Raw genomic sequence first — 15,092 nt, forward strand, 5'->3', positions numbered from 1 at the left:
TTTCTGATTTTGTCCACCTCATTTCTTAGTCATGAGGTTTTATTATACTATATTCTTTTTGGGACATAATCAAATTCGGTATAATAGGACATTATCACAATTCGATCATATTTTAAATTAGTATTATATGAAAATGTTGACAAATAAAAATTCGTAAAGTATACTAATTTACAATATAGAAAATAAAATTGAATATTGCGAAAACTAAGATAGGGAAAGTAGATATTTTTCATATTTCTAAGAGAGTGGGGGATGGTGTAAACCCATAAATGATTAATGTTGAAACTCACCCTTGAGTTGTAAGCTGAAATTATATACTATATAATATTATATACTATATAGGGTAAGCCGTGCCGATGTAAGTAAATTATACATCGTTATAAAATGAAGAGATAAAAATGGGTGGTACCGCGATAGACTTTTCGCCCCAATGGGAAGAGGTCTTTTTTTTATACGTAAAATTATAAATATACAAAATAAATGTGAATACCTAATTTAGATATCTAGAAAATATAAAATTGAGGGGGTGCAGCAATGAAAGCTGCTGAAGCAATAATACAATGTCTACAAGAAGAGAATGTAAAAATAGTGTTTGGTTACCCAGGTGTTCCAGTTGGACCTTTATATGATGCACTAAGGAAGTCTGATATAGAACATATATTGGTAAGACATGAACAAGCTGCAGGACATAGTGCTAGTGGATATGCTAGAGCAACAAGATCTATAGGAGTTTGTATCGCGACGTCTGGGCCGGGTGCTATTAATCTTATAACAGGAATTGCAACTGCATATGCTGACTCAATTCCCATTGTAGCAATTACAGGGCAAGTGCGAACAGATTTAATTGGAAAAGATGTTTTTCAAGAGGCAGATATTATTGGAGCAACAGACTCTTTTACAAAGCACAGTTACCTTGTTAAAGATGCAAAGGATATTCCTAGGATTATGAAAGAGGCATTTTATATAGCAAAAACTGGAAGACCAGGACCAGTACTTGTGGATGTACCTCTAGATATTCAAAATACAGAAATGGAATTTGTATATCCAAAAGAAGTAAATATAAGAGGATACAAACCTACCATCAATGGAAATAAAAGGCAGATAAAGAAAGCAATAGAAAGAATTAAAAGAAGTCTTAAACCTCTCATTTGTGTAGGCGGTGGCATTATGTCTGCAAATGCTGAAAAGGAGTTAATTAAGTTTATAGAGAAATCTAAGATTCCAATGGTCCATACATTAATGGGTAAGGATGGGATTCCAACAAAATATTTATATAATATCGGATTAATTGGGTCTCATGGATTCATATATGCCAATAAAGCTGTAGCAAAAGCAGATGTTCTAATTCTTGTTGGTACTAGAGTTGCAGATAGAGCAACTGGTGGCTCTAAAAGCTTTGGGAAAATGGCAGATATTATTCATATTGATGTAGATCCAGCAGAAATAGGTAAAAATCTTAGTGTACTAATACCTGTTGTTGGCAATTGCAAAAAAATATTACAAGATTTTACTGAGCAAATAACAGAAATTGATACAAAGGTATGGATTGGTGAAATTAAGAGCTGGGAAAAAGAGTATGCGAAGAATAGACAATCAAAAGAGAAAGTAAATCCACAATATGCTTTAGAATTACTTTCAGAGATGATAGAAGATGATGCTATTGTTACAGCTGATGTAGGGCAAAATCAAATTTGGACTTCTCATTATCTTGATATGTTGGGTAATAGAAGATTTTTAACAAGTGGAGGTCTTGGAACAATGGGATATTCTATTCCTTCGTCAGTTGGCTGTAAGTTGGCATTTCCCAATAGACGTGTTGTTGCAGTAATGGGTGATGGAAGCTTTCAAATGAGTATGTCAGAATTAGGAACGATTGCACAAAATCATCTAAATATAATATTATTATTGTTTAATAATTCAAATCTAGGTATGGTACGTGAGTATCAAAAGAGTGTATATAAAAATACGTATGGTGTGAGTCTAAATGAAAATCCTGATTTCGTAAAATTAGTAGAGGCTTATGGACTTAGTGGTAAAAAAGTTAACTGTAATTCAGAATTAAAAGGAGCTCTTGAAGAAGCAATGGAATGTAGTAAAACTTTTTTGATAGAATGTATTGTGGACAAAGACGAAAGTACATTATAGAAAGGAGTGGAAAATCATGAATAAATACATTTTATCTATATTAGTTGAAAACCATTCAGGGGTTTTAAGCAAAATGGCTGGCTTATTTACTCGCAGAGGTTACAATATTGATAGTTTAACTGTTAGTATTACAGATGACCCAAGTATCTCTCGTATGACAATTGTGGTTACTGGTGATGAGCAAATTACAGAACAAATTGTAAAGCAATTAAATAAATTGGTAGATGTAATAAAAATATTGGAGTTAAGTCCTGAAAAAGCTGTTTCTAGAGAGTTAGCACTTGTAAAAGTAACGCTTGAACAAAGTACAAGATCTTTTATAATAGAAACGGTAAATATATTTAAATGTAATATTGTTGAAATGAATGTAAAAAGCATTATAATTGAAATAACTGGAAATGAAGACAAGGTATCATCATTTATTGAATTAATGAAACCATATGGAATTAAGGAGGTTGTTCGTACAGGGCTTGCAGTTCTGCAAAGAAGCATAGAAATGTATTAGTATAAATTAAGATTAGATTAATGGTAGTATCTTCATAATAAAATAAAATATTTGTTATTATGGAGGGCCTACTATTATTTATTGTACATGAAATAATGTTTAGGGGTAAAAAAAACAAGTTATATTCTATAATATTGGACATAACAATTTCACATTATTAGTTAAAGAATAGTATTTTAAGTTCCATATATAACAAAATATTACAAATTATATATGAATTTTCAAACTTTTATGAATATATTTTAAAAAACTCTTGAATAATTTCAAAATGTATTTTAAAATATAAAAGAGGTAATATTAATATGAGTACTAATTATAAGGTATTAAAATCTCTTAGTAATAATGTTGTTGTTTCTAAAAAGGACAATAACGTCTATGTTCTTCTTGGTAAAGGTATAGGGTTCGGCAAAAAACCTGGTGAACTTATAACTAAAGGAAGTAACATAGAACAAAAGTTTATTAAAATTGATGATAATGAAAAAGATAACTATGTGGAAACCGTAAAAAATGTAGAAGGTAAAATACTAGCAATAACTGAAGAAATTATTTCTCTTGCAGAAGATACGCTTGGTGAGGAGTTAACCTCACGAATACATATTGGGCTGGCTGATCATATCAGTTTTGCAATGAAAAGAATAGAAGTTGGAATTGATATAATCAATCCATTTTTAAATGAAATACAAACTTTATATTCTAATGAATATAGTATAGCTGAAAAAGGGTCAAAGATTATAAAAGAAAAGTTGAATGTTGATTTTACTGAAAGTGAAATTGGTTTTATTACGTTACATATACATTCTGCTAGAGTTAATGAAGAGGTTTCTCAAAGCATTAAATATACTAGAATTGTTAAAGAAGTAATGGAATACATCCAAGAAATTCTTGGGATAAAGGCTAATCAAAAATCAATGGAATATGCTAGGTTGGTATCTCATTTAAGGTATGCATTAGATAGAATAGAAAATGATAAGGTTATAAAAAATGTAATGTTAGAATCAATTAAAACTCAAATGAGTGAGGAATTTGAAATTGCTAAGAAAGTATGCAAATTTTTATCTAAGGAACTTTCAAAGGAAGTTTGTGAAGATGAAGTTGGATATATATCTATGCATATTTATAGATTATTAAAGCAATCAAATTAGAAAAAGTTTATAATAGTAGGTGTGTAACTGATTAGATCAGGCATGAACCATATAAAATGCTAATATGGCATCTTATTAGTTTATGTTTTTTGTTTTTAAGAGTAATTAAAATATATAACAATGCACAAACTAATATTTTATAATTAATTAGAATTTAAATAAAAGTCTTAATTAAAAAAATTTAGGTAGCTATTAATTAAAAATTATTAGCAACCTTACAGAAATGCGAGGATGATGAAAATGTTTGGGCTTTTCAATAAAAATAAAGAAGAAAAAAGTTTAATCTTAAAATCTCCAATTGTGGGAAGATGTTTTGATATATCCGAGATACCTGATGAGGTTTTTTCATCTAAGATGTTGGGTGATGGAATAGGATTTGAATCTACAGATGGAGTATTATATGCACCAGTTGATGGCGAAATTCTCCAGGTTTTTCCTACAAAGCATGCATTGATATTAAAGAGTAAAAAGGGAATAGAAATATTACTTCATATTGGAATAGACACAGTAGAGATGAAAGGTGAGGGATTTGAGGCCTTTACTGAAAAAGGTAAACAAGTTAAAGCAGGAGATAAATTATTAACTTTTGACAATAAATTAATAAAAGCTAAGGCTAAAACTAACTTAAGTGTATTAGTTGTTACAAATAATGATATAATAGAGTCTTTTAAATTTAATTTAGGAAATGTAGATAAAAGTAATGAGGTAATAGTAATTAAATTTAAGGAATAGGAGGAAATGTGTTATGATGAAGAAAAAAGCAGTAGTTAAAAATGAAACTGGAATACACGCAAGGCCAGCATTATCAGTAGTTAAAGAGGCTTCTAAATTTAAGTCAGAAGTTCTTATAGTAAAAGATGGCAACGAGTACAATGCAAAAAGCATAGTAGCTATAATGTGTATGGCAGCTGTTAAAAATGATGAATTAATAATAAAGGCTACTGGTGCTGATGAAGAAGCAGCTGCAGTCGCTATGGTAAAAATTATTGAAGAGGGACTTATAAAATAGGAGGAATTCATATGTTAAAGGCAATAGGTGCATCACTAGGAATAGCAATAGGTAAAGCATTAGTTATTAGGGAAGAAGTCGTGGAAGTAAAAGAGAGCAAGGTTAAGGATTCAAAAAGCGAGTTAATTAGGTTTAATAATGCGGTTCAAGAAGCAATTGCACAGCTACATAAAGTTATTGAAGATGTAAAAGAAAAACTAGGAAGTGAAAAGGCAGAGATATTTGAGGCACATTTATGTATGCTCGAGGACCCTGAATTCATAGGTTCTATTCAGAAAAAGATTGAAAACGATAAGTTTAATGCTGAATACTCATTACAAACTATAGCGCAAGACACAGCAGCAATTTTTGAAAAAATGGATAATAAGTATATGACTGAGAGAGCAACAGATATTAGAGATGTAAGTAAAAGAGTATTAAATGTACTAATGGGAGTAAAAGTAACTTCTATTGCTGATATTCAAGAAGAGTGTATATTAGTGGCAAAGGATCTTACTCCATCAGATACAGCACAGATCGATAAAGCCAACGTTTTAGCATTTGTAACTGAAATAGGAGGAAGAACTGCTCATACTTCAATTATTGCACGTTCATTAGAGCTACCTGCAGTTGTAGGCGCTGGTAAAGGAATATGTGAAATTAAAGATGGAGATTTAATTATAGTTGATGGAGGAGAAGGAAATGTTATAATTAATCCAGATAAAGCTACTTTAAAAGATTATGAGAAGCGCAGAAAAGAGTTTATTGAGTCAACACATGAGCTACTTAAATATGCAAATATGAAATCTACTACAATAGATGGTAAGACAGTAGAACTTGCTGCAAATATAGGATCTGCCGGAGATTTAGAATCAGTACTTAAAAATGGAGCAGAAGCTATAGGGTTATTTAGAACAGAGTTTTTATACATGTCAAAAGATGCACTTCCAACAGAGGAAGAACAGTTTACCGAATACAAGTCGGTTCTTGAAAAAATGAATGGTAAAACTGTTATTATAAGAACATTAGATATTGGTGGAGATAAGAAACTAGATTACTTACCACTAGATGAGGAAATGAACCCATTCTTAGGATATAGAGCTATAAGACTTTGCCTTGATAGAACAGACATATTTAGAACTCAATTAAGAGCTTTAGTTAGAGCATCTGCATATGGCAAGCTTAAGATTATGTTCCCTATGATATGTAATCTTCAGGAACTTAGGATGGCTAAAAAAATATTAGAACAGTGTAAAGATGAACTTAAATCAGAGGGCGTAGCATTTGATAAAGATATTAAAGTGGGTATAATGATAGAAATACCATCGGCTGCAGTAATATCAGATATATTGGCAAAAGAAGTAGACTTCTTTAGCATAGGTACTAACGATTTAATTCAATACACGTTGGCAGTGGATAGAATGAATGAGAAAATATCATATTTATATGATTTCTATCACCCAGCCGTTTTAAGACTTATTAGTTTAGTAATAGATAATGGACATAAGGCAGGGATAACTGTTAATATGTGTGGTGAAATGGCAGGAGACACAAATCTTATACCAGTACTACTTGGATTTGGATTAGATGAATTTAGTATGAGTGCTGCTTCAATATTAAGAGCTCGTAAAACTATTACAAATTCTAATTTTGAAAAGTGTCAAAAACTATCACAACCAATATTAACATTTGGAGATTCTGATGAAATAAAGGAATATATAAAGGCTAACATTAAAGCGTAGATTTTATGTTTTAGTACAAGTACAATAAAAATAACCTTTTTAGTAAATTAATTTAAATATTTTTGCAATCTGTTCTTTAATTAAGGACAGGTTGCTTTTTTGTAGTGTAATTATATATAATATAATTATGTTAAAAAGTTTATTTAAACTTGATTACAAAACTAGTTTTATATTTATTAAATGCGTCTTGTATAAAGGATGAGATTAGATGATTAAATTCAAACAAAAACTTATATTTCATATAGATGTTAACTCAGCATTCCTTTCTTGGACTGCTACGGATAAACTAAGACAAGGTGACAATGTTGATTTAAGGAAAATAGCTGCTGTAATAGGAGGAGATGAAAAGTCGAGAAGAGGAGTGGTGCTTGCAAAATCAATGATTGCTAAAAAAAGTGGTATAGTTACAGGGGAGAGTTTATTTACTGCAAGAAAGAAATGTAGCAATCTTAAAGTTGTATCCCCTAATTTTAGATTATACGAAAAGTGTAGTAGCGATATGAGAGCAATATTTGGAGAGTATACTCCTTTTGTTGAAAATTTCTCTATTGATGAGTCTTTTTTAGATGTTACAAGTTATAACACATCAAAGGAAGCAGCACTAAAGGTAGCTTATGATATCAGTGACGAAATAAAGAAAAAGTTAGGGTTTACAGTAAATATAGGCATATCAGATGTTAAACTTTTAGCTAAAATGGCATCAGATTTTGAAAAACCTGATAAAGTACATACCCTTTATAAAAGTGAGATAGAAAAAAAATTATGGTATCTTCCAGTTGGAGAACTTTTCATGGTGGGGAGGAGAACTGTTCCTAGGCTTAATAATTTAAATATATTTACTATAGGGGATTTAGCTCGTTATGATGTTAAGTTTTTAGCATACCACTTTAAAAGTAGTGGACGTATGATGTGGGAATATGCAAATGGCATAGATAATTCAGAGGTAAGATTCCACAAGCGTGATTTAAAAGGGATAAACAACTCAATTACTCTATCCAACGATATTAAAAACAAAAATGAAGCATACAAAGTATTGTTAAAATTGGTAGAGCACACATCTACTAGGCTTAGGCATATAAAGAAGTGTTGTTATTCTATCTCAATAACTATAAGAAATCAGGAATTTATTGATTACTCTAAAAGCACAACTTTAAAAAGTGCAACAGATTTAACTCAGGAAATACTAAAAACAGTAAAAAAACTTTTTGATGAATTATGGAAGGGTGAGCCGATAAGATTATTGGGTGTTTCTCTTAATAATTTATGTGATGATAATTTTAAACAAATATCAATTTTTGATGTTGATAACGTATATGTTGAAAAGAAAAGAGCAATCGATAAAACTATAGATGAATTAAGAATTAGATATGGTGAAAATGCAGTAATAAAATCCAGTTTACTAAAGGAAAAATAGTTTATTTAATAATAAAAATATACTTTTTTATAAACAACTGTTCTAAAGTATAAAAAACTAATATATTATAGGTAAGAAGTACCATTTAAGATACTTTAGTGGAGGTATATGTAAATATGGATAATAGAGCACTAATACCTTTATATACTAATGGGGATATGATAAATAATTTATATACAGTCGTAATTGAGGAATTTGCCGAAATTAAAAGTGAAAGTACTAGGAAACTATTGACAGTTAGCGCGATTACACCCTTATATGAGGCAACATGTGGTAAAATAATGCAAGGCGATTTAAATGTTCAACTTTTAAATGAATTTACTTCTCAGAAAATCGAAGAAAGAGTTTCAATTGTAATTACAATTTTGTCAAGATTAAAAAACATGCTAAATGAGCAAAAAATGTTAAAAACTATAACGAGTGAGAGTGATGTAGCAAATATAAAGGAATTCGATTTTGTTCAGTTTACAGGAGAATTGTATAAAAACCCTGTTCTAGAATATATAGAAGATATAATCAGAGTTATGGAAATGCAATTGGCATTTTCACCTGAGCCTCTAGAGAAGGGGGATGAAACTCAGGAACTTAAAGTTAAAAGACAAGTTTTAAAAGTCCTAAAAGATGGTATGGAATGTTGTAAAACAGAAAAATGTATAAAATATATTAGTGGTAATATAGGCAATAGCAATACAAAAGTGATAGTGCCATTAGTGATAAAAAACATGGCGGATAACTTAGACTATATTGAAGGTTCTAGAATTACTGTTCTTGGAAAAGTGGTAAGAGTTGCACAAAAAGATGGAACTACTAATAATGATGATAATTTGTTAAGTGGTACCTACTTTGATTACTTAAATGAGGAGTACTTTAAAGAATTTAAAAATAGATTTTTAAAAGATACAACTTTAATTGGAGATTATGATTCAAATAATTTAGTAGTTAGTGGACCCGTAATTGAAATAATACCTATAGCAATGTATATTTAACGACATTTCAGAAGGAAAGTCCCCCACTTCTATAGGTGGGAGGATAACTACCTTAGCAATAATAAAACTTCAGTGGGTGTTTAAATCTCCTTCTGAAGTCGTTAATACATCTCTTTCAGAGATGTTACAGCTCCGCAGGAGATAATTTAAGTTAATACATTGCAACAAAAAAGTATATAGCAATTAAACAGAATGTTATATTGGAGGATATATGTTTATACCAAATGATGTTAAAACGATATTAAGCACTTTAAACAATAATGGATACCAGTCTTATGTAGTTGGCGGCTGCGTACGTGATTTTAAAATTGGAATATCTTTGCCTAAAGATTATGATATAACCACTAATGCTTTGCCAGATGAAATTATTAAATTGTTTGACAAAACATTGCCAACCGGTATACAACAAGGGACTATTACTGTGATGATAAATGAAGTTGGATATGAAGTTACAACTTATCGAATAGATGGTGAATACTTGGATAATAGAAGACCGGATTGCGTAACTTTTGTTTCAAGTTTAAAAGAAGATTTGGCTAGGAGAGATTTTACCATCAATGCTTTAGCTTTTAATGAGACTGATGGTCTTGTTGATTATTTTGGTGGTGTAAAAGATTTAGAAAATAAAACAATTAGAGCCGTGGGTGAACCTAATAAAAGGTTTAAAGAGGATGCTCTTAGAATGCTTAGGGCTATTAGGTTTGCATCAAGACTAAATTTTAATATAGAGGAAAAGACGCTGAAAGCTATAAAAGAAAATCATAAACTTATATTAAATGTAAGTTATGAAAGAATTAGAGATGAACTATGTAAGATGTTAGTATCTAATAATACTACAAAAGCATTAAAGTTACTTGAAGATACTAAATTACTGATGCTTGTATTACCAGAAATCCAAGCATCAGTAGGATTTAATCAAAAGAATCCTTACCATGATAAAGACATATTTGAACATACTTTAGCAGTTGTTGAAAATTGTCCACCAAAGATTAATATAAGAGTTGCGGCTTTATTGCATGACATAGCTAAACCGGAATGTTTTACTATTGATGAGAAAGGGATAGGTCATTTCTATGGTCATGATAAAAAGGGCGTTATTTTATCTGAGAAAATACTTAGGCGTTTTAAATTTGATAATAAAAGTATAAATGATATTGAAATTTTAGTGAAAGAGCATATGAATGTCCTTATAAAGCCAACAGATGTGACTGTAAAACGTCTTATTAATAGAGTCGGTGTAGATTTAGTGTTCGATCTTTTTACGCTGCAAATAGCAGATGCTTTAGGTTCACGATTTCATGAGATACGTATAGGTCAAATTAATAGAGTAAAAGAAAAAACAATTGCTATTATAGAATCTAAAGTTCCGTTATCTATAAAACAACTTCAAGTAGATGGTAAAGAATTAATTAAACAATTTGATATAAAACCAGGTAAAGAAATAGGAGACATGTTGAAATTTCTTTTAAATAAAGTATTAGAGAATCCAAATTTTAACACTAAAGAAAAATTATTAGCTATTATCTATGATAAATATATAAAATAAAAGATTAAAGTATAGTTTAAAATCTCTCAGACTTAAGTTTTGAGGGCTTTTTTATTTTTTTGTGTTTACTTATTATAGAAAATTGGTATAAAACATTTACTTAAGAACAACATAATAAGGTACGCAAAAATAAACAGGAGGTAAGTAGATGAAAACTAATGAAATAATTACCGTACTAAATGAAAATGGTGAGAAAGTCGATTTAGAATTAATTGAGGCCATTAAATTAGACGGAAATCAATATGTCATAGTAGGTCCAAAAGACTCAGATGAGGCATATGCTTACAAGTCAGTTATGGTTAATGGTGAAACAGAATACTTATCAATTGGTCAGGGAGAAGAATTTAAAAAAGTATTACAGAAGTTTAGTGAGCATTAATTCAGTAAGACTTCAGAAATTTTTTTGATAATCAAATTATGTACTAGCAAAATATTGTGTAATAATAAAACTAAGGAGAGTTATATATGATGAACAGAGAACAAGCTTCTAAGGAAAATAAACGTGATTATCTTAAGAAAGGTACAAAGTCACAAAATCAAAATTCTAAAAATCAAATTGTTCAAACTATTGAATCAAGAGCGGTTAATGAAAGTGCTAATGAAAGTGTTAAAAAAGGATATTAAGTTATTGGCACTAAAATAAAATAACAATAGAACATATTTATACAAAAGGGCAGGTGTTTGTTATCTAAACTATGATAAGATATAGTTTAGATAAGTATAACTTGCTTTTTTTGTTATAATTATCTAATAATTTTCATATAGAAATAATAAAAAAGGAGACAATATATGGATAAAGATTTTGAAAAAGTTCAAAAACATCTAATGGAAGATGAGAAGCCGTCAGTATATTTTAATGAAATGATAAATAAAAATGATATATTTACGAAATATCCTTATATGCTAATAAGTGATTTGATAGACATTCCACAATCTCCAGAGCATCATCCAGAAGGAAATGTATGGAAACATACAATGTTAGTTATAGATAATGCAGCAAAAGTGAAAAAGTTAAGTCAAAATCCTAGAGCGTTTATGTGGGGAGCTTTATTACATGATTTAGGGAAAAAGCCTACTACAAAAATCAGAAAAGGAAAAATAACATCTTATGGACATGATACAGTTGGTGCAGAACTTAGTGCTAAATTCCTTGAAGCACTTACAGATGATAATGATCTAATTAATCAGGTTAAAGCTTTTGTTAGATGGCATATGCAAACACTTTTTGTAACAAAAAAATTACCTTATGCGGATATACAAAAAATGACCTTAGAAATACCCTTCAAAGAAATCGCTTTGTTATCACAGTGTGATAGACTTGGAAGAGGTAGCCTCAATGAAGCTAAAATCAAGAAGGAAAAGGAAAATATTAATTCTTTCGTTCATATGTGTGAAGAATATTTAAAGCCTTTACAGAAGTTTACAAAATAATGCTTGAATTTCAAAAATTGCTGATGAATATTAATTATAAAAACCTATGGTATACTAATATGGGATTAAACGAAAGACATTGACATAGATCTGGTAGTACAGAAGTACTCACTACATATCTAGCGAGAAAGTTTGAGGAAAGAGGAGATTGATTCCAGTGAGGTATGAAGGAATAGTATATAGACCACCTAGTGAGGCTTATAGTCTTATAGTACAAGTCACGATAGGGTGTTCACATAATGGTTGTAGCTTTTGCAATATGTATAAAGAAAAGAAGTTTAGAGTACGTGAACTTGAAGAAATTATGGAAGATTTGGAGCAGGCAAAATTAAAATATGGGGTAGTTAAAAAAATATTCCTAGCAGATGGTGATGCTTTAGTACTTGAAACCAATAAATTGAAAAAGATTTTACTGAAAATAAAAGAATTATTTCCAGGTTGTGAAAGGGTAGGCATTTATGCTACTCCAAATGATATATTAAGAAAGTCTTTGAAGGAGCTTTGTGAACTTAAAGATCTTGGTATAGGCATTTTATATTTAGGCGTTGAATCTGGTAGTAATGAAATTTTAAAAAGTATTAATAAAGGTGTTACTACGCAAGAAATGATTATGGCAGGGTACAGAGTAAAAGAAAGTGGAATAAAGTTATCTACAACCTTAATATCAGGTATTGGTGGCAAAGAAAAGATTAGTGAAAATGCTAAAGAATCTGCAAAATTAATAAGTGCCATAAATCCAGATTTCATAGGTTTCTTAACTTTAATGTTAGAGCCTGGGACACCAATATATGAAGATATACAAAGTGGTGCGTTTAAATTACTAAATCCAGAAGAAATAATGCATGAGTTAAAAGAGTTTCTACAAAATGTAGAAGTTACTAATTGCATTTTTAGAAGTAACCATGCATCTAACTATATGCCACTTGCTGGAACATTGCCAGGAGATAAAGAAAAGTTGTTAAATGACATTGACTTTGCACTAAAAGGTAAATACAAATATAAAAAAGAAGAATATAGAAGATTATAGTCAAATAGGCAACTTTACATGCAACCTATAAAATTAGAAGAGGGGTTGATACTATGAAAGAGAAAATTCTTGAGTTACTTAAAAATAGTGGAAATGATTTTTTATCTGGTCAAAAGATTAGCGAAGCATTAGGAGTTAGTCGTGCAGCCATATGGAAGCATATTAATAGAATTAAAGAAGACGGTTATAAAATTGAAGCAATTTCAAGAAAAGGTTACAGAATAATTTCATCACCAGATATACTTACTTTTGAGGAGATTAGAAATCATTTAAACACAGAGTCTATAGGCAAAAATATAATTTACTGTGATTCTGTAGACTCAACTAACCTTAAAGCTAAGGAACTCGCGGAAGTTGGGCAAGAACATGGAACAGTTGTAATAAGTGAAGAACAAACTACAGGACGTGGAAGGCTAGGACGAAATTTTATATCACCAAAACATAAGGGCATATGGATGTCAATAATACTTAGACCAGATATTATTACAGAAAACATATCACAAATAACTTTAATTGGAGCAGCTGCTGTTCAAAGTGCTATTATGAAAATGGGAGTTAAGACTAGTATTAAGTGGCCTAATGATATAGTACTCAATAGTAAAAAAGTATGTGGCATATTAACAGAAATGAGTGGGGAAATAAATCATATTAATTATTTAATTATGGGAATTGGTGTAAATGTAAACTTGGATGAGGAAGATATACCACTTGATTTAAAAGAGAAGGCTACATCTATTAAACTTGAGAATGGCAAATCTATGGATAGAAAAATATTACTTGCTAATATTTTAAACATTTTTGAAAAGCTGTATATTGAGTTTGTACAAAATGATAATATAAAAGAAACTATAGATATTTGTAGAAAAAATTCCATACTTATAGGAAAAGACATTCAAGTAATTAATAGGGGAAAAGTAACAACAGCGAAAGCTATAGATATAAGTGATAAAGGAGAATTAGTAATTGAAAATAACAAAGGAACAATAGAACATGTTGTTTCGGGTGAAGTATCAATAAGAGGAATTTATGGATATAGTGAATAAACTTATTTATTAGATGTATAAGGTTTAGTAGAGCATGGGTTAAGTAAAAAATATGATTTTAATCCATATTTTTATATAGACATATGGGCTAAATTAACGGTATAATGTGATTATTAAGTTTGAAAGGAGACTGGACATGGAAGAAAATAAAATTATAACAATGCTAGATGAAGATGGAGAAAAAGTTGATTTTGAATTAATTGAAATCATTGAATTAGATGAAAATAGATATGCTTTATTAGCACCAATTGGAGAAGAAGATGATGCTTTTGTTTATAGAATAGAAATAGTTGATGAGAAAGAACAATATATTTCAGTTGAAGATGAAGAAGAATTTGCAAAGGTACTAGAAAAATATGAATCAACTTTTGAAGAATAAATAATAAACCAATAAACCATTAAGGTTTATTGGTTTTTCATAATGTGTATGATAAAGACTTTGAGATATTAAATAAATGTTATAGTAATTAAGGGAGGAAAAATTTTTGAAACTAGTGAAAATTGACATGGAAGCTCTTATAGAAACAATTTCCCATGTAGATGACAATTTGGGTAAAAGTTTTTTAGACACAGTGACTGGAGAGGTTATATATATTCCAACAGAAGTAACTTTAGCGTTAGAAAATGGGACTTTAAAAGAAAATAGTTTTGATAATTGGTTAAAAGAATTTGTTAATGCCGCTATACTTATTAGTGATGATGATTCTAACAGATATTTAGGTGCGCCTCTTATAGATGAAGGTTTTTATATAAAAATAATGAACGAATACGTAAGTAAAATAGTTGGCAATCAAGATTTAAAATTAGCATTGCAAAAGGCATTAAAAAATAAAGAACCTATAAAAAGTTTTAAACACATTTTAATGGACAAACAAAATGCAGAAGGTGAGAGTGAAACAGAGGAGTGGTACAAATATGAAGATAATTGTATTAAGAAATTTGTTAAAACTTGGTTAAAGTCAAATGACATAGAGCAAAAGTATCTAAACTAATAGGAGCAACCAACGGTTGCCTTTTTTTATTATATAGGAAACAGCTTGCGGAAACCGCTGTGGATAACATTTTAGATAACATTTTAGATGAAAATTAGGTGGAAAATTCAAGAGAAATATGAGATGATTAA

Annotated in this window: 16 protein-coding genes and 1 other annotated feature; all 16 genes read left to right on the plus strand. The window is 29.8% G+C overall.

Annotated features, from left to right (window positions below):
* Positions 1-197: 197 nt before the first annotated feature.
* Positions 198-433, plus strand: a binding site (T-box leader).
* 101 nt (positions 434-534) lie between these two features.
* Positions 535-2,145, plus strand: coding sequence for a biosynthetic-type acetolactate synthase large subunit (ilvB, locus tag KPL38_RS14140; RefSeq protein WP_216289791.1), 1,611 nt, complete (start codon positions 535-537; stop codon positions 2,143-2,145).
* A gap of 16 nt (positions 2,146-2,161) precedes the next feature.
* A complete protein-coding gene (gene ilvN / locus KPL38_RS14145; RefSeq protein WP_216289792.1) occupies positions 2,162-2,650 on the plus strand; it encodes an acetolactate synthase small subunit in 489 nt (162 codons plus the stop codon).
* Between the two features lie 302 nt (positions 2,651-2,952).
* Positions 2,953-3,792 carry a PRD domain-containing protein gene (locus tag KPL38_RS14150; protein WP_216289793.1) on the plus strand — a complete coding sequence of 280 codons (840 nt, stop codon included), beginning with the start codon at positions 2,953-2,955 and terminating at the stop codon, positions 3,790-3,792.
* Positions 3,793-4,032: 240 nt separating this feature from the next.
* Positions 4,033-4,524 (plus strand): PTS sugar transporter subunit IIA, encoded by a 492-nt coding sequence (locus KPL38_RS14155; RefSeq protein WP_312884228.1) that lies wholly within the window; start codon positions 4,033-4,035, stop codon positions 4,522-4,524.
* Positions 4,525-4,537: 13 nt separating this feature from the next.
* Complete coding sequence (locus KPL38_RS14160) at positions 4,538-4,801, plus strand: HPr family phosphocarrier protein (protein WP_216289795.1); 264 nt, start codon at positions 4,538-4,540, stop codon at positions 4,799-4,801.
* A gap of 11 nt (positions 4,802-4,812) precedes the next feature.
* Positions 4,813-6,522 (plus strand): phosphoenolpyruvate--protein phosphotransferase, encoded by a 1,710-nt coding sequence (ptsP, locus tag KPL38_RS14165; RefSeq protein ID WP_216289796.1) that lies wholly within the window; start codon positions 4,813-4,815, stop codon positions 6,520-6,522.
* Positions 6,523-6,730: 208 nt separating this feature from the next.
* Positions 6,731-7,936, plus strand: a complete 1,206-nt coding sequence (locus KPL38_RS14170; protein WP_216289797.1) for a DNA polymerase Y family protein — start codon at positions 6,731-6,733, stop codon at positions 7,934-7,936.
* Positions 7,937-8,052: 116 nt separating this feature from the next.
* A complete protein-coding gene (locus KPL38_RS14175; RefSeq protein ID WP_216289798.1) occupies positions 8,053-8,922 on the plus strand; it encodes a DUF6414 family protein in 870 nt (289 codons plus the stop codon).
* Positions 8,923-9,133: 211 nt separating this feature from the next.
* Positions 9,134-10,468: a CCA tRNA nucleotidyltransferase gene (locus KPL38_RS14180; RefSeq protein ID WP_216289799.1), complete on the plus strand. Its 1,335-nt coding sequence runs from the start codon at positions 9,134-9,136 to the stop codon at positions 10,466-10,468.
* Between the two features lie 148 nt (positions 10,469-10,616).
* On the plus strand, positions 10,617-10,847 hold the full coding sequence (locus KPL38_RS14185) for a DUF1292 domain-containing protein (protein WP_216289800.1): 231 nt from the start codon (positions 10,617-10,619) through the stop codon (positions 10,845-10,847).
* A gap of 86 nt (positions 10,848-10,933) precedes the next feature.
* Positions 10,934-11,092 (plus strand): hypothetical protein, encoded by a 159-nt coding sequence (locus KPL38_RS14190; protein WP_216289801.1) that lies wholly within the window; start codon positions 10,934-10,936, stop codon positions 11,090-11,092.
* Positions 11,093-11,257: 165 nt separating this feature from the next.
* Positions 11,258-11,899: an HDIG domain-containing metalloprotein gene (locus tag KPL38_RS14195; protein WP_216289802.1), complete on the plus strand. Its 642-nt coding sequence runs from the start codon at positions 11,258-11,260 to the stop codon at positions 11,897-11,899.
* A 157-nt stretch (positions 11,900-12,056) separates the two neighbouring features.
* On the plus strand, positions 12,057-12,926 hold the full coding sequence (locus KPL38_RS14200; protein WP_216289803.1) for a radical SAM protein: 870 nt from the start codon (positions 12,057-12,059) through the stop codon (positions 12,924-12,926).
* A gap of 53 nt (positions 12,927-12,979) precedes the next feature.
* Positions 12,980-13,969, plus strand: coding sequence for a biotin--[acetyl-CoA-carboxylase] ligase (locus tag KPL38_RS14205; protein ID WP_216289804.1), 990 nt, complete (start codon positions 12,980-12,982; stop codon positions 13,967-13,969).
* Between the two features lie 136 nt (positions 13,970-14,105).
* Positions 14,106-14,348: a DUF1292 domain-containing protein gene (locus KPL38_RS14210; RefSeq protein ID WP_216289805.1), complete on the plus strand. Its 243-nt coding sequence runs from the start codon at positions 14,106-14,108 to the stop codon at positions 14,346-14,348.
* 115 nt (positions 14,349-14,463) lie between these two features.
* A complete protein-coding gene (locus KPL38_RS14215; protein WP_312884229.1) occupies positions 14,464-14,961 on the plus strand; it encodes a UPF0158 family protein in 498 nt (165 codons plus the stop codon).
* Positions 14,962-15,092: the final 131 nt, after the last annotated feature.

This window comes from Clostridium psychrophilum (genome assembly GCF_018861705.1).
GTDB lineage: Bacteria > Bacillota > Clostridia > Clostridiales > Clostridiaceae > Clostridium_AD > Clostridium_AD psychrophilum.

Bases quoted from the DNA above. Each gene is read 5' to 3' on its own strand.
- ilvB (WP_216289791.1), top strand. From the start codon at position 535: ATGAAAGCTGCTGAAGCAATAATACAATGTCTACAAGAAGAGAATGTA.
- ilvN (WP_216289792.1), top strand. From the start codon at position 2,162: ATGAATAAATACATTTTATCTATATTAGTTGAAAACCATTCAGGGGTT.
- KPL38_RS14150 (WP_216289793.1), top strand. From the start codon at position 2,953: ATGAGTACTAATTATAAGGTATTAAAATCTCTTAGTAATAATGTTGTT.
- KPL38_RS14155 (WP_312884228.1), top strand. From the start codon at position 4,033: ATGTTTGGGCTTTTCAATAAAAATAAAGAAGAAAAAAGTTTAATCTTA.
- KPL38_RS14160 (WP_216289795.1), top strand. From the start codon at position 4,538: ATGATGAAGAAAAAAGCAGTAGTTAAAAATGAAACTGGAATACACGCA.
- ptsP (WP_216289796.1), top strand. From the start codon at position 4,813: ATGTTAAAGGCAATAGGTGCATCACTAGGAATAGCAATAGGTAAAGCA.
- KPL38_RS14170 (WP_216289797.1), top strand. From the start codon at position 6,731: ATGATTAAATTCAAACAAAAACTTATATTTCATATAGATGTTAACTCA.
- KPL38_RS14175 (WP_216289798.1), top strand. From the start codon at position 8,053: ATGGATAATAGAGCACTAATACCTTTATATACTAATGGGGATATGATA.
- KPL38_RS14180 (WP_216289799.1), top strand. From the start codon at position 9,134: ATGTTTATACCAAATGATGTTAAAACGATATTAAGCACTTTAAACAAT.
- KPL38_RS14185 (WP_216289800.1), top strand. From the start codon at position 10,617: ATGAAAACTAATGAAATAATTACCGTACTAAATGAAAATGGTGAGAAA.
- KPL38_RS14190 (WP_216289801.1), top strand. From the start codon at position 10,934: ATGATGAACAGAGAACAAGCTTCTAAGGAAAATAAACGTGATTATCTT.
- KPL38_RS14195 (WP_216289802.1), top strand. From the start codon at position 11,258: ATGGATAAAGATTTTGAAAAAGTTCAAAAACATCTAATGGAAGATGAG.
- KPL38_RS14205 (WP_216289804.1), top strand. From the start codon at position 12,980: ATGAAAGAGAAAATTCTTGAGTTACTTAAAAATAGTGGAAATGATTTT.
- KPL38_RS14210 (WP_216289805.1), top strand. From the start codon at position 14,106: ATGGAAGAAAATAAAATTATAACAATGCTAGATGAAGATGGAGAAAAA.